The following is a 15,176-nucleotide window of genomic DNA, read 5'->3' on the forward strand; positions in this document are numbered from 1 at the left end:
CCTTTTACTCCAAATCTATCCAGTAACGTTCTACACCATTGCGAACATCCTCAAACACCCCACCGTTTGCCACAATCACCGCCCTACTAGCAGGATTTTCCGTACTACAGGTCACAAGTGATTTTTTGATGTTCTTTTCCTTAGCAACTTGCAGGCCTTGTCTGAGGGCTTCTTTGGCATAACCTTTACCTCTTTCAGAAGGGCGGATGGAGTAGCCAATATGGCCAGCATGATTCAGCAAGCCCTCATTTAGTTTCAATCGCAGATTCAAAAATCCTAGAGCACGACCTACATCATCAAATGATACAAATTGAATAGAAGGAACACGATTTTCAGGCAAGTTTATTCCCATCTCTTTTTGCATATTTGTTTCCAACCACTCTTCATAAGAAAAAGCCTCTGTCTCCCAAAACCCACCATCATGAGGAGAATGTGCTTGTTCAAACTCTGCCATCATCTCTAAAACTGTTTCTTTATCTGCCAATATCGGTCTGCGTAGTATCATTTTCACCTCCAATTAAGAGAAAAGTGAGAGCAGACTCTCACTTTTATTTTTTCTTATTCTTGTTTAAAAACTGTTCTCTGAGGTTGAGCAAGCGTTCTTTTTTACCTGTTCCACCTTTCGAGTGTTTCTCGTGATAACGGGTCACTTGTGCGCGTCCCTTATCGTCTAATTGGTATTTCCCCATTCCATTTCCTTCTAATTTGTTACTTCATGTCCTGCTGTTTTAATTGTTGAACCGTTCATGTGTTTGACACGCGCAGCGATTTCCTTGTGGCGTCCATTAACCATCGGACGCGCTTGAGGATTGCCCAGATACCCACACGTACGTTTGACCACATCTACTGTTTTAGGGTCGCTATTGCCACAGTTTGGACAAGCAAAGCCTCTCTCAGTTGGTTCAAAATCCCCTTCAAAGTCACACTTGTAGCAACGATCAATCGGAGTATTGGTCCCTAGATAGCCAACTCGGTCATAGGCATAGTCCCAAACAGCTTCCAGGGCCTTAGGATTTTGTTGAAGAACTGGATACTCACAATAATGGATAAAGCCACCTGACGCACCTGCTTCTGGATAAACTTTCTCAAAGTCTAATTTTTCAAACGGTGTTGGATTTTTACGAACATCGTAGTGGAAAGAGTTGGTGTAGTATTCCTTGTCCGTGATGTCCGGAATAGAGCCGAACTTCTCTGTATCCAAGCGACAGAAGCGGTCTGTCAGACTTTCAGACGGTGTGGAGTAGATAGAGAAATGGTAACCATATTGGTCAGACCACTCTTCCACACGACGTTTCATATCGCGAATGATATCCAGTGTGAATTCCTTGGCTTCAGGATTGCTTTCCCAGCTGTTTCCAAAGAAGACCGTCGCAACTTCGTACAAACCGATGTAGCCCAGCGAAACTGTCGCGCGGCGATTCTTAAAGAGTTGATCTACACTTTCTTCTTTTCCGAGACGGCGACCGAAGGCTCCGTACTGATAAAGGATAGGGGCATTCGCTGGTGTTGCTTCCTTGGTCCGTTCAACACGGTAAACCAGAGCATCTTCTGCGATGTTCATACGCTCATTGAAGATTTCCCAGAACTTATTCAGATCCCCTTCAGACTCGAGGGCGATACGAGGCAGATTGACTGTCACAACACCTAGATTCATACGACCTGAATTGACCTCGACACCATTCTCATCCTTCCATCCTTGGAGGAAAGAACGGCAGCCCATAGGAACCTTGAAGGAGCCTGTCAGTTCGATAATCTTATCATAGGATAAGACATCTGGGTACATCCGCTTGGTTGCACACTCAAGAGCCAACTGTTTGATATCGTAGTTAGGTGACCCCTCCTCTAAGTTAAGGCCTCTTTTCAGCGTAAAGATGAGTTTAGGGAAGATAGCTGTACGGTGTTCTGAACCAAGCCCCTTGATTCGGATGTTTAAGATAGCTTTTTGAATTTCCCGCTCAAAACGACTAGTTCCTAGACCAAAACCGAGCGAAGTAAAAGGTGTTTGTCCATTTGAAGTGAAGAGGGTGTTGATTTCATACTCAAGAGATTGCATGGCATCGTAGATGTCCTTTTGCGTTTTTTTCCAAGCGTAATCTTCCCGTTTTTCGGGCAAGACCCACTCTTCCGCATCCTTGAGGTGTTTTTGATAATTCTTCTCCGCATAAGGCGCCAAGACTTCATCGATACGGTCAGCTGAACAGCCCCCGTACTGGCTAGAAGCAACGTTGGCGATGATTTGTGAAATTTGAGCTGTCGCAGTCTGGATAGACTTGGGACTCTCTACCTCTGCATTCCCAATCTTAAAACCATTTTCCAGCATGCCTTTAAAATCAATCAAACAGCAGTTGGTCATCGGAGTGTAGGGGCTGTAGTCCAAGTCATGATAGTGGATATCCCCTTTTTGGTGAGCATTAGCTACGTGCTTAGGAAGCATTTGCAGCCCGATTGACTTCCCAACAATCCCTGCTGTCAAATCACGTTGGGTGTTGAAGACATCGCTGTCTTTATTGGCATTTTCATTGACAACTGCTTGATCTTTATTGAGAAGTTTATGGATACTAAAGTTGATATCTGTCGCTTTTGAGCGCTCAAAATCCCTTTGTGTCCGATAAGTGATATACTCCTCAGCCAAGGCATATTCTTTGGCTTCAAGGAGTTCATGTTCTACGACATTTTGAATTTCGTAAATCTTGACACCTTGAGGGAAGCGACTGTGAATTTCAGTCACGATTCTTTCAACTAGACCATTTAGGCGTTTTTCTACTAGAGGCGTAACGTCCATAACCTTTTCCGCCGCCTTGTGGAGAGCCTTGTCAATCTTGTCTACATCAAACACCACTCGTCTACCATCTCGTTTTTCAACGAACAAGGTGGGAACGGTTGCAAGCTTTTCTTCTAATACAATCATATCCATGCTCTTTTCTAAAATGTTGTTCTATGAAGTATTATACCACTCTAAAAATAAAAATCAATATCTTGTGTTAAAAATCCTAAATTTTTTAAAATTCCACAAGATATTGATTTTTTGTTATTTTGATTTATAAAGTTTGAACTCGCTAGTATCTGTCTGAACAAGCTCATAGTTTTCACTGAGCCAGCTCTCTACATCTGACCACAAGGCAACTTTTTGATTGACCACAATCATCTTCGGTTGATTCTCTTTCAGGTCATTCATCAGTTTGGTTTTATTTTCATCGCTTGCAGTATAGAGTGTTGGTGTTGATAGTGAAGTCGACGCCAAGCGTTCACTTGCACGGTAGAAATCGGGACGATCATCCCAAGCATAGACACGATCCTCAGAACTCATTTGTTGTTTGACCACGCTAGCAAGACGGTCTCTCTCCTGATAAGTCGCTGGGTGCGAAAGGTAGCGACTCACGATAGGAAGAACAATGAGATAGGCAAGGGCAATCAGTGGTAGATAGAAATTTCCTTTAAGGAAAGAAGTTTGTTTCTCACGTCTTCTTCTACGACGACTCCCTCCATCTGAAACATCTTCCTTGATTCCTGTCAGAAGGAGCAAGACCAAGAAAGGAATTAGCACCACAAGACGAGTACCGTTGATAGGTTCTTTGGAGAGAATCAAGATTCCCAAAGAAACCAACAATCCCAAGCTAGCAGCAATTGAGAGGGCATATTGCTTGGCTGGTTTTGACTGGAACAAGCCTGTAAAGAGCAAACCAAGGGAACCTAACCCAATAGCAAGCAAGCCATAGAAGGCTGCATTTTCAAGCAAATGCGAGTTCGAAAAGAGGCTAAGAGTATTTACCGGATATAAGGTCTGGCTAATGGCATCCCCAAAACTACCTGTCCACACTGTATAGTAGCCTAAAGGATAGAATAAGAGTGAAAATCCTAGGGCTGACGCAAAAAACTGATATAGACCATGAACAAAGTGACCTTTGCCTAGATTAAAGCCGATAATCCCCAAGGCCAGTACAGCCGCAAACAAGGCTGTTGGGATTGGCGCAAGGAAGAAAGCGAGAGCAAGGCTCATCCCCACTCGTACAAACCCTTTGTCGTCCTTTGGAAAAGCTAGATAATTTGTCACGATACTCAATGAATAAAATAGGAAAGGCAGGGCTAGCAAGAGAGCATAACCGCCACCAAAAGCGAGGCCCGCTACAAGCAAGTATAAAATAAAGACAACTCGTTTCGCTTCCTTTTCTTGGCCGACAAGAGTATCCGCAGCCTTAAAAAGAAAAACACCTGCTCCAAACAAGGCCAACCACTCAACCAAAGCAATCAGAATACTGCCTTGAAAAAGGTAGGTTAGCACATAATAGAGCAATCCCTCCGTCCCAAAATAATCTGTATACATTTGACCATTTTGATGCAAGGCCCAACCGGTATAAAGATCTTGAGTTTGTTGCGGACTGATTAAACCAAAAATAAAAGGCAGGGCAACCGAAATGGCTGTGGCCACTAGACTCCAAAGCAAAATACTAAAAAAGGGAATGGGAGCTCCTTCTCGTTTCTCTGGCACTGACCAGTCTTGGTAATGAGATTCTTCTTGCTTCTCATCTATTTTCCCGTATACGTTCATTCAATTTCTCCTCTAAGTTTATCTGTTTTAGTATATCAAAATCTTACAGGAATGTCAGCTTGGGATTGATATTTGCTAAATTTCTTATCCAATAGCGCAAAGCGTTCGATTTCACGAAAACGGTGGAATCGACTGTTTCTATACTCTCTGATAAAATCATCATCTTCTAGATTAAGCATGGTTTTCTCCTTTACTTATCTATTCGTAAGAAGACAAAAATAAGATCCAGCCTTGGGCTAGATCTTGATGGATAGTTAGAGCATAGGTGCAAACAACTGGACAATTTCCTTGATGAGGCTTTGATACCAGCTGGTTTTGATAGTGTGGGGATAAATTTCTTGAGAAACTTTAAAAATCTCTTCGAAGTCCCTTTCAATATCGATGATGGACTGCGTTCTATAAAGTAAGACGGCATTTTCATAGTGGTGGAGCAAGCTCCGATAGTCAAAATTGATGGTCCCCACAGTAGCTGCCTCTCCATCGACAAGCATTTGCTTGCTATGAAGGAATCCCGGACTGTACTCATAAATACGAACCCCCGCAGATAACAAGTCTGGATAGGCTCCTCGAGTAACTAACTGAATAACCTTCTTATCTGGGATACACGGTGTCACAATTCGCACATCTACCCCTCTCAATGCTGCATTTTTGATACTTTCGGTGAGATCATAGTCCGCAATCAGATAGGGAGTCGTGATATAGACGTAATCTGTAGCTTGATTGATAAGATTTTGGTAGACCGTTTTTCCAACTTGAGCTCTGTAGATGGGTTTTGGCCCACTACTATAGGGAATACAGAGCCCCATCCCGTCTCTGGGGTGATTTTCTAGATGGTATTGGTCAAAGTCACTAATCTCTCCACGGTTGATATACCATGCAGATAAAAAAAGTCTGGTAAAAGCCTTAACTGCTGGTCCATCCAAACGAATACCGCTATCCTTCCAATAACCAAAGCGTTCGATATGGTTGATATACTCATCAGCCAGATTGATACCACCTGTATAGGCAATCTGCCCATCAATAATCATGATTTTACGGTGGTCACGGTTGTTATAAGCAACGGTCAAACGTGGAATCACCTTGTTAAATTTGTGGGCTTCAATCCCTCGACCACGAAGCTGGACGGTGTAATCTCCAGGTAAGGTTGCCATACAACCAATATCATCATAGAGAAGCTTCACCTCTACTCCTTGAGTTGCCTTTTCTTCCAAAATCTCCAAAATACTATTCCACATCAAACCTTCTTCGATGATATAGTATTCGAGAAAGATAAACTTCTCAGCTTTCTTGAGATCCTCTAGCATCTGATGCCACATGCTTTCACCAGATGCAAAAAATTGTGTATCCGTTCGATCATAGACATCAGCATTCGTATCCATGCTGAGGAGAGATTTGATAACTCCGTAAGCTGACTTGTCCTGCTCTTTTAACTCCAAACGGAGAGCTCTGCTATTGTCCTCTCGATCAACCATTGATTGGAGCTGCTTTAGCTGCTTCATTTCTTTTTTAGATAAACGGCGTTCTCCAAACATGATATAGAGCAAGGGTCCAAACACTGGTACAAAGGCTACTAACAGCCATGTTACCTTACTCTCAGGATTCATAGATCGATTGACAATCGATACAATGGTCGCTAAGCTCACTAAAATGACTAGGATAATCCAGACAATTGGAGCCATTTGCCCTAGATAGAGAAATAAACCAAAGACGATAAACAACTCTGCCAACATGATGGTAATACTGAAACCATATTTGGACATGAGTAGCTGCATTTTTCTAGCTGTCATACATCCCCTTCCTTTTCTAACATTCTCCTTAACTGCTTGATAAACTAGTGTTTCTACTAGTATACCTCAGTTCAGGGGTAGATGGCAACCGTTTGCCTTTGCTCAAGTTCCAGTCGTTCCGTGTTTAGATGATTATTACAATTTCAGAGCCAACATATTGACCGTCATACCAGCTGCAGTCCCCATAAGGTAGACGACATCTCCCTCCTTGATAAGTCCATTCTCCAAAGAATAAGCCAAGCCAAACGGTACAGAGACTGACACCATATTTCCATAGTCAGTGACGAGATTGAGGTACTGATCCTCAGCCACACCTAGTTTTTCCATGACCAAAGGAAGAGCACGACTTGCTTGGTGAGGAATGATATAGTCCACGTCTGCCAAGGCTAGCTGTGTTTTTTCTTGAAACTCTTCAAACATGACTGGGATTTTACGAGCAGACAAGAGGAGGATTTTCTTCCCCTTCATGTCAAACATATAGTTGGTCTTCGTCGCTTCAGAGTACTCTTTTGGTTGAAAAGAAGTCAGACCTCCACGAATCTCCGTATCGTGAGCCCCTTCTGACCAAGTACGTTGGAGACTAGCAATGACCCCTTTTTCCTGATGACTTTTTTGGAAAATAAAGGCTGCTGCCCCATCACTAAAGAGTTCAAAACTTTCTTTCTGCTTGGGATTGAGCCCTAAACTACCAACCTCACTAGACACAATCAAGACACGATTGTATTCGCCCGCCTCAATCAAGTGGGACATAGTCGATAGAGCAGAAATAAAGCTGGTACAGGTCGTATTGATGTCCATTGCTGGAATTGAGAGTCCTTTTGCCACGCGCTCATGAATCAAGGCAGCCGTACAAGGGATAGGCTGAACACCAACTGCACTAGCTGATACAAGGCAATCGATATCCTTAATATCCAAATTTGCATGTTCAAGTGCACGGTGGATAGCTCCCTCTGCCAAGTCAAGTTGCGTTTCTTCATTTTCAACTACACGATAACGGGTCTGGTCTTTAAATTGAACTGTATGCTTTGGAAGGCAAATGCCATAACCTGCGATTTCTACATGTCTTTTTACTTCTGTCATTGTCTTTTTCCTTTCATAAACGTTGGATACGTTTGAGTTTACGGCTAGTATCCCAGTGATAATCTGAAAATTGGATTTGAGGAACTATGAACTCTTTTTGCTGGGCCAAGAGTTGGAACTGTGCTAAAATTGCTGTCTCTACGTCCTCATCTCGTTGGCTTAGACAAACTTCCACTAATTTCTCGGAATGTTGCTTAACTCGGTAATCTCCTACATTCTCCACAAAGAGGATACAACGTCTGATAAAGTCTGGATAGATCGTTACCTGTCCCCCATTCTGCCCTTCAAAGTAGAAGATATCATCAGAGCGTCCTTCGACCTTGTCAATCCGTGTATAGTAGGAGCCACAGGGACAAGGCTCCGGATTTTCAACCAAGATATCATTGAGCTGGTAGCGATAAACAGGCTGACTACTTCGCTTAAAGTCCGTAATCACTGGATAAAAACGGCGGTCATCTAGATACTGCTTTTCCACAAAGATAATGTCTTCGTTGAGATGTAGATTGCCAGCTGAGCAAGTGCAGGCTAGGAAACCTTCTGTCGCCTGATAAACTTGGTCAATGATGGATAGTGAAAAGGCTTCTGCGATCCGTACCCTATCACTATCTTCCAAGATTTCCGCCACCGAAACGATTTTTTGTGGGTGAATAGCTAACTCTCCATCCTTGAGACGCTTGCTCAATTCAATCAACATCGAGGCTGGCGCCACAATAATCGTTGGTTGATAGTTGTTGAGTCGCTCGATATGCTCATCTGTATGTTTGAAAATATCAAAATACTCTAGACGAATGAGCGCTGTATTGATGGTCTGATAGAGTTCATTATCAGCTCTCAGGAAAAAGGCGATGCGGTGTCCAAAAAGCTGCCCCTTGGGCAACATCTTTGCCAAGATAGCCGCAGCCCACATACTTCGCTCTTTCTCTGTTGTGATAAAGAGCCCCCGATGTCCAGACGTCCCTGAAGACAGACCGACGGCTACTTCCCCTTTAAGTTCAGTGAAGTCACGGGTCTTCTCACTTTCAATAGCTAAGGATAAGGCTTCATCACGATCCACTCCTTGGGTGTTGAGCTCATTGAAATGTTCCATCATAAAAGCCTTGTCCATATGGTCAAAGTTGCTAGGAACCCCATTTTTAAAGTAGGGCGACTCTCGCTTTAAAAAGTCCATATAGTTAGCTAATTGCTTTTTCTGATAGTTTTCTACAGCTTCTCGAGATTTGAAATGATGAAGCCATCGAGTTTGGATAAAGGTTTTAAGAAAGGTTATTTTTTTCATGTAAGATTGACTCTATCCTTTCTACAGGATCATGGCTAACAACTACCTCGATACCGTCCTTTAAGACTTCCTCCAAAAACTCTGTCCCCCTGATATAGTCGGCCCTATTATCCTGGACCAAGGAAGGAATCAGGTGCATCTGCTTGGTATAAGGTAAGAGGTCAATTCCCCAACAGAGGTCCGCTGCAATGAGGAGATTAAGGTCTGGAAAATATAGACAGGCTTGCCCCCTAGCATGCCCGTCAACAGAGGCTACTAGGATACTGCCATCTCCAAAAAGATCACAAATCGGACGATAGGGAAAAGTTGAAACTTGCTGGTCAGCTCTGATAATGGTTATATTTTTCTCAAAAGAAGCTGGTAAAAACTCCTTGAAAATCAAGTCTTTCAACTTGGGTTTTTGGTAGACTTCATATACTTCTTTTGTCAAGATAAAGGTTGCACGAGGAAAGAAACTAGCTCCTCCCAGATGATCTGGATGTAGGTGTGATAGAAGAACATAGTTAATTTCTTCTGGTTTGATTCCCTTCGCTTCCAGCAAACGTGAAATCTGGTCCTTCTCCGTCATTTGAACGGGCGTTCCTAGCCGATAGAAACCATAGCGAAGCCGGGTCTTAATATCGTAATGATAGCCTGTGTCATAGAGGAGATAGCCCTTGTCCCTGTGTTTGATAAGAAAAACACCTGCTGGAAAGGTCATCTTTTGATTCTTAACTCCCTTAAATAGCAAACCTGTGTAGCTGGTACAGTAGCCTGCTGGGAAATAATCAATGCTTTCGATAATCTTGGACATATTGTTCAATCCCTTCCGAAATACTGATTTGAGGGCGATACCCCAAGTCTCGCTCCGCCTTGCTGATGTCCAACGTCTGACTATAACGGAGCAGATAATAGGTATAGCGTGTCATAGGCGGTTCACCTTTGAGTTTCAAGACCTTATACAGAAACTCTAAACTACTAGCAATAACTGAAAGAAGAGGAGTTGGCACTTTTCTGTATGTTATTGGATAGCCCAACCCTCTCAAGGTTTCTTCTATCAAATCCTTAAAGGCTCTTGGTTCCCCATTGGTAATATTATAAACTTCGCCACTAGCTTGAGGGGTCTCTAGTGCCAAGCGAATTGCCAGAGCGACATTTTCCACACAGGTCATATCCATGAGCTGACAACCATCCCCTATCAAGGGAATGCCAATCTTCTGACTGAGTTTGAGAACTCGGGGCAAAATACTGGTATCCCCAATCCCAAAAAGCCCACGAGGTCGTAAGATAATACTCGGAACATCGGGATAATCCTTAAACAGCTTCTCCGAAGCCAGCTTACTACGAATGTAGTTGTTCAGATTATTTTCCTGAGGCGCAGCACTTTCTTTGATAGCTAGCTGATCTCGAGGCGCAGCATAGATGCTAGGCGAGGACACATAAACCAAACGCTGAATACCAGCCTCTCGGCAAGCATCCAGAACATACTTGGTCCCTAAGACATTTGTCTGGTAGAAATCCTCCCAAGGCCCCCAAACGGTAGAAAGAGCACCCGCATGCACAACCATGTCCATCCCCTGACAAGCCCGAGCCAAGTTCTCTTGCTTGGTCAAATCCCCCTGAAAAAATGCCACAGAGGAGTTTTCTAAAGACTGACCCACCTTGCGATTGCGTCCAAAAGCGCGTACCTGATAGCCCTGCTGACTAAGCTCTTCAACAACATACTTACCTAGAAAGCCCGTAGCACCTGTTACCAATACTTTCTTCATTCTTTACTTCTCCTTGTCCCCTAAGAGCCGATGTATTTCGCTCTTCAGAATCTCTGTTGGCTGATAGATTTGAGCTGCTCGACTAAGTTTGTTTAAGTCTGGCCAGTCATCTCTAGCCAACAACTCATCAAAGGCGCGTCCAATCGCTTCCGTATCCTCTCGTTTAGCAGTCAAGGCAATCCCTGCCTCTAATCCACGAACTGCATAGTCATACTGATCATAGTCATGGGGGAGAATCAAGGCAGGCTTACCATAGATGATACACTGGTAAAAAATACCTGCACCACCATGATGAATCACATAATCCATCTGGGGAATGTATTCCTTATAGGGAAGATAGGATACCACAGAAACATTGTCCATGAGCTCTTCACATTGGAAGTCTTGTCCGCCAAACCCCAGAGTCACAAAGAAGTGGCAATCTGGATGTGCTTCTGCCAATTGTTGTGTCTGATAGAGGAGATTGTCTTTAGCCCATGCTAGCTGAGTGCCACAGGAGACAAGGACCTTCTTATACCCTGCATAAGGAGACAAATCGAGGGGATAATTTTCTGCCCTCTCAATCGAAGACCCAAAAGGTCCCACCCAAAGGTAGTGCTCTGGAAAATCACTTTTCAGCTCCAACTCTTTCATCCCAATTCCCAAGATGGAATAGGGTGAATAGATGGTTTCCTGACCTTTCTGATTGTAGGGCTTAAAATCGTAACGTTTCAAGCGTTCTCTCAATAAAAAGCTTACGATTCGTTTCCCTAAACGAGTCCCTTTTCTTCCTAGCCATTGCAGACCAGATTGGAAAGATGTTTTTGGACTGCCCATTCCTCCAAAGAAACAAGGCGGTCCATCTGTCGTTTCAATGGCAAACTGTGTCGCCATCGTGGTAATCCAGGGAATGTTCAACTGTTCCGCAACAAGTCCTCCAGAGAGGGTTATAAAGTCCGCAATCACAATATCCGGTCTATTTTCCTGCCACTCTTGCACTAATTGATCTGAAACCACATTGATCAAATCAAGACTAGCTGACAACTGTCGATAAGCAGAAAACAGGTTTAATTGACCTTCATTGTTGGCTACACGCTCAAACTCATCTACACAATTTTCTAAAATGGGAATCACCCGGAATCCCATCTCCTCTGCTACAGTTTTTCGTTGCGGCCCTGTAAATAATCGAATCTCATACAAGGGATCCTTCAACAAAGGGGCAAGTAAATTCAGTGTTGGGAAGAGATGCCCACTCAAAGGAACTACAACCACATCAATTTTGATTTTTCTCATATGTCTAGGATAGCAAATTTTTAAAAAAAGAACTACCAAAATGATAGTTCTTTCTAATACTATTTATATTTTGAGGAATAAGTCGCTTCCACTCTACTTGATTTTTAGAAGAGTTCTTTGTAGAGAGCAATAGTTTCTTCTAGAGTTGGCATGAATGGATTGCCTGGCGCACATGCATCGATCAAAGCATTCTTAGAAAGGTAGTCAAAGTCAAAGTCTTTTTCTTGGATCCCGAGTTCAGTGAGTTTCTTCGGAATACCAACAGTTTCAGAAAGTTTCTCAATCTCAGCGATAGCATAGTCAGCACATTCTTGGTCTGTTTTCCCTTCCACATGGAGTCCCAAGGCCTTGGCTACATTGCGGAAAGCTTCTGGTACACGTTTGGCATTTTCACGCTCTACAACTGGGAGAAGCATGGCACAACAGACACCATGTGGCAAGTTATATACCGCACCGAGTTGGTGAGCCATAGAATGAACGTAGCCCAAACCAGCGTTGTTAAAGCTCATACCACCGAGGAAGATGGCATTGACCATAGCCTCACGCGCTTCAATATCTTGGCCATTTGCCACAGCACGAGAAAGATACTCCTTGATGAGTTCAATCGCTCCGATAGAAAGTTTCTTGGTCACATTATAAGCACCTGGTGTTACCAAGGCTTCGACAGCGTGAGTAAGAGCATCCATACCTGTCGCTGCTGTCAATCCTTTCGGCTTTGAAAGCATGAGTTCTGGATCATTGACAGAGATAAGGGCAAGGCTATTCTTATCAACCATTACCATCTTGACCTTGCGCTCTTCGTCAGTAATAACATAGTTAATGGTGATTTCTGCAGAAGTTCCAGCTGTTGTATTGATCGCAACCACTGGCAATCCTTTTTTAGCAGACTTGTGGAGGCCTTCGTAGTCCTGTGGTTTGCCACCATTTGTAGCAATGATAGAGATACAACTAGCCGCATCCTGAGGAGATCCTCCCCCAAGACTGATGATGAAGTCACATCCATGCTCTTTCAGGACAGCCACTCCGTCTGTGACGTTCTTGCAAGTCGGATTTGGCTCCACATCGCTAAAGATCACATATTTGATCCCTTCACCATCTAATGGTTTTAGGACCTTAGGTAAAATATCGCTGCCTTCGATGAACTTGTCTGTCACCAAAAGAGCCTTCTTATACCCCAGTTCCTTGATATACGGGCCTACTTCATTTACAACACCTTTACCGATAAGGTTAACTGATGGAACGTAAAATGTAGCCATATGCTTTTCCTCCTGCGCCTCTGCGCTAATTGATTATTTACTATAAGTATACGACCTTATAAGAAGTTTTACAAACACTTGTAAGCGTTTTAAGTAAAAAGTTAGTAAAGAACAGCCAACCCTTTTTCAAGAAAAAAGCTCCAAAAAGATAGCTTTCATCTCATTGGAACTTTTACTGAATCATTATTGCTTAGTTAATACCACTCGGTCAGATGCCTCTCGGTCCATATCATCGATAATCAATTGATTACCATTAACCGTGTAAATTTTGACATCATCACCGATAATGACACGTTGTTTTTCTGGTTCAAAGCTGACTTGCTTGATTTCCTTATCCCCATCTGGCTCGACCTCAGTCCATGTGCCAGTTTTACCTGTTACAACAAGAGTGATTTGGTCATTCTCATCTTTTCCAGTATAGGTACCATCGATATTCGTAGGTTGAGCTACAGTAGTGTCCTGACTTGAGGACGCCTGTGATTGACTAGCACTTGTCGCAGCGCTAGAAGATGATTCTTGTTGAGTAGATGATTGCTGAGCAGATTGCTGGGCAGGGGCTTGTGCTTTAGGTCCACAAGCTGCTAAAAGACTAAGAATTGCTAGGGAAGCAATAGAAAGTGTGAATGTTTTCGTTTTCATAGCGATTTCCTTTCTTTTGTGCCAATGTTTTGCTGGAATCGTTTCCAGATATACCTCCTACCTACAGTATAGCAACATAAACCTATAAGGTCAACTAATCTCGTCGCTTCCTACCAAACTTGCTCGAACTTCCGAGATAAAGTAGAGGGATCCCGTCACGAAAAGCAAGTCCTGGCCATTGGCCTTATCTTCAAATTCTCTGATAAAGTCGCCATAGGAAGGAATCAAATCATAACCTACCACATCCTTTTCATCCAGAGAGCCTTGGTAGTCAAAGCCTGTTACCTTAAGTTTTACCTGAGGCAACTGCTCAGATAGATAGCCTAGCATCCCCTGATAATCCTTGCGTTTAAGTGCTCCAAAAAGGATGCGAACCTGGTAACCTTGCTGGATTTTCCCCTGGATAAACTCTACTAGACGACTTAAAGCTGGCAGATTGTGAGCCCCATCTAGGTAGATTTGCGGGCGAATCCGTTCCAATCGCCCTGCCCAGTGGGTTTCTTTCAAGGCCTGTCTGACAAGCTCTTCTTCAACCCCTTCACCTCTTGACACCATAAACAGAAGAAAGCTTTGTAAAGCCAAGGCGGCATTTTCTTGCTGATAAACACCTTCCAAACTAATTTCAAGTTGTGAAAAACTCGCTAGGCTGCTTGAAAAATCCCCAGCATTCAAGGAGAAGTCTAGCCCAGCTTGATAGAGATCCACACCTAACTCTCTTGCTGTATTTTGACAGACAAGTTTAGCTTCTGGAGCGAGCTTAGCAATGACTGCCTGCTTGCCGGCCTTGAAAATACCAGCTTTCTGCTCGGCTATTTCCTCTAGACTATCGCCCAAGGTCTCCTGATGATCTAGCCCAATGGAAGTAATAACTGCAATCTCTCCTGTTACGACATTAGTCGTGTCAAGCAAACCACCAATCCCCACCTCTAGCAGGACTAGATCCACTCCCTGCTCTTTAAAATAAAGCAAAGCAATCAAGGTCAACAACTCAAAGAAAGACAATTGATCATGTGTTTCTAAAAGAATTTTCTCCATCTCCTTGACTTGGTTGGCTATACGGACAAAGTCTTCCTCTGCGATTGGTTGCCCATTGATACAGATTCGATCATGGATGCTGATGATATGAGGAGAGGTAAAAGTACCAACTTTTTTACCATGAGCAACAAACAACTCCCTCATAAAGGCAATAGTTGACCCTTTACCGTTAGTCCCTGTTACATGGATAATGGGATAAGCCTTCTCAGGATTCCCCAGCAAATCCACAGCTCGCTGCATTCGTCCAAGGCCAGATCTAAAGTTTAAACCAATCCGACTATGAAGCCATTCTTCTACTTCAAACATACATGTCTCCTTAACAACAATCCAATCAACTACCGCATCAAAGTATGATTACAAATAAAAAGTGAGGTCAGGACTAAAATCCCAACCTCTTACCTGGTTAGCTAATCACTAGCTACTATGAATTTCAACGTGGGCTAAAAACGTCCCCCGGATATTCCAACTCTCTCCAATTTCTGGGAGTTGGGCTAAAAACGTCCCCCGAACGTTCCTGCGTTTCTAATTTCTGGCGCA

General features: G+C 43.3%; 14 protein-coding genes. All 14 read right to left on the reverse strand.

Annotated features, from left to right (window positions below; genetic code table 11):
• Positions 1-4 precede the first annotated feature (4 nt).
• Positions 5-505, reverse strand: a complete 501-nt coding sequence (locus HMPREF2766_RS08745) for a GNAT family N-acetyltransferase (RefSeq protein WP_070569334.1) — start codon at positions 503-505, stop codon at positions 5-7.
• A 43-nt stretch (positions 506-548) separates the two neighbouring features.
• A complete protein-coding gene (locus tag HMPREF2766_RS08750; RefSeq protein WP_000521625.1) occupies positions 549-689 on the reverse strand; it encodes a hypothetical protein in 141 nt (46 codons plus the stop codon).
• Between the two features lie 11 nt (positions 690-700).
• The gene (gene nrdD / locus HMPREF2766_RS08755) at positions 701-2,908 is read right to left on the reverse strand and encodes an anaerobic ribonucleoside-triphosphate reductase (RefSeq protein ID WP_049484765.1); all 2,208 of its coding nucleotides are present in this window, start codon (positions 2,906-2,908) and stop codon (positions 701-703) included.
• A 120-nt stretch (positions 2,909-3,028) separates the two neighbouring features.
• Positions 3,029-4,546, reverse strand: a complete 1,518-nt coding sequence (locus tag HMPREF2766_RS08760; protein WP_070569337.1) for a damage-inducible protein CinA — start codon at positions 4,544-4,546, stop codon at positions 3,029-3,031.
• Between the two features lie 35 nt (positions 4,547-4,581).
• On the reverse strand, positions 4,582-4,725 hold the full coding sequence (locus HMPREF2766_RS10195) for a hypothetical protein (protein WP_000933184.1): 144 nt from the start codon (positions 4,723-4,725) through the stop codon (positions 4,582-4,584).
• A gap of 75 nt (positions 4,726-4,800) precedes the next feature.
• A complete protein-coding gene (gene cls / locus HMPREF2766_RS08765; RefSeq protein WP_070569340.1) occupies positions 4,801-6,333 on the reverse strand; it encodes a cardiolipin synthase in 1,533 nt (510 codons plus the stop codon).
• Positions 6,334-6,468: 135 nt separating this feature from the next.
• On the reverse strand, positions 6,469-7,413 hold the full coding sequence (locus HMPREF2766_RS08770) for a 3-oxoacyl-[acyl-carrier-protein] synthase III C-terminal domain-containing protein (RefSeq protein WP_070569343.1): 945 nt from the start codon (positions 7,411-7,413) through the stop codon (positions 6,469-6,471).
• Positions 7,414-7,426: 13 nt separating this feature from the next.
• Positions 7,427-8,689 carry a F390 synthetase-related protein gene (locus tag HMPREF2766_RS08775; RefSeq protein ID WP_070569346.1) on the reverse strand — a complete coding sequence of 421 codons (1,263 nt, stop codon included), beginning with the start codon at positions 8,687-8,689 and terminating at the stop codon, positions 7,427-7,429.
• The gene (locus HMPREF2766_RS08780; RefSeq protein WP_070569350.1) at positions 8,667-9,482 is read right to left on the reverse strand and encodes an MBL fold metallo-hydrolase; all 816 of its coding nucleotides are present in this window, start codon (positions 9,480-9,482) and stop codon (positions 8,667-8,669) included. The genes HMPREF2766_RS08775 and HMPREF2766_RS08780 overlap by 23 nt, the downstream gene beginning before the upstream one ends.
• Entirely contained in the window at positions 9,457-10,437 is a 981-nt protein-coding gene (locus tag HMPREF2766_RS08785; RefSeq protein ID WP_070569353.1) for an NAD-dependent epimerase/dehydratase family protein, read from the reverse strand. The genes HMPREF2766_RS08780 and HMPREF2766_RS08785 overlap by 26 nt, the downstream gene beginning before the upstream one ends.
• A gap of 3 nt (positions 10,438-10,440) precedes the next feature.
• Entirely contained in the window at positions 10,441-11,709 is a 1,269-nt protein-coding gene (locus HMPREF2766_RS08790) for a glycosyltransferase (protein WP_070569619.1), read from the reverse strand.
• Positions 11,710-11,813: 104 nt separating this feature from the next.
• Positions 11,814-12,965: an iron-containing alcohol dehydrogenase gene (locus HMPREF2766_RS08795; protein ID WP_070569356.1), complete on the reverse strand. Its 1,152-nt coding sequence runs from the start codon at positions 12,963-12,965 to the stop codon at positions 11,814-11,816.
• A gap of 183 nt (positions 12,966-13,148) precedes the next feature.
• Positions 13,149-13,604 carry an SP_0198 family lipoprotein gene (locus HMPREF2766_RS08800; protein WP_070569359.1) on the reverse strand — a complete coding sequence of 152 codons (456 nt, stop codon included), beginning with the start codon at positions 13,602-13,604 and terminating at the stop codon, positions 13,149-13,151.
• Positions 13,605-13,694: 90 nt separating this feature from the next.
• A complete protein-coding gene (locus tag HMPREF2766_RS08805) occupies positions 13,695-14,945 on the reverse strand; it encodes a bifunctional folylpolyglutamate synthase/dihydrofolate synthase (protein ID WP_070569363.1) in 1,251 nt (416 codons plus the stop codon).
• Positions 14,946-15,176: the final 231 nt, after the last annotated feature.

This window comes from Streptococcus sp. HMSC076C08 (genome assembly GCF_001810825.1).
Lineage (GTDB): Bacteria > Bacillota > Bacilli > Lactobacillales > Streptococcaceae > Streptococcus.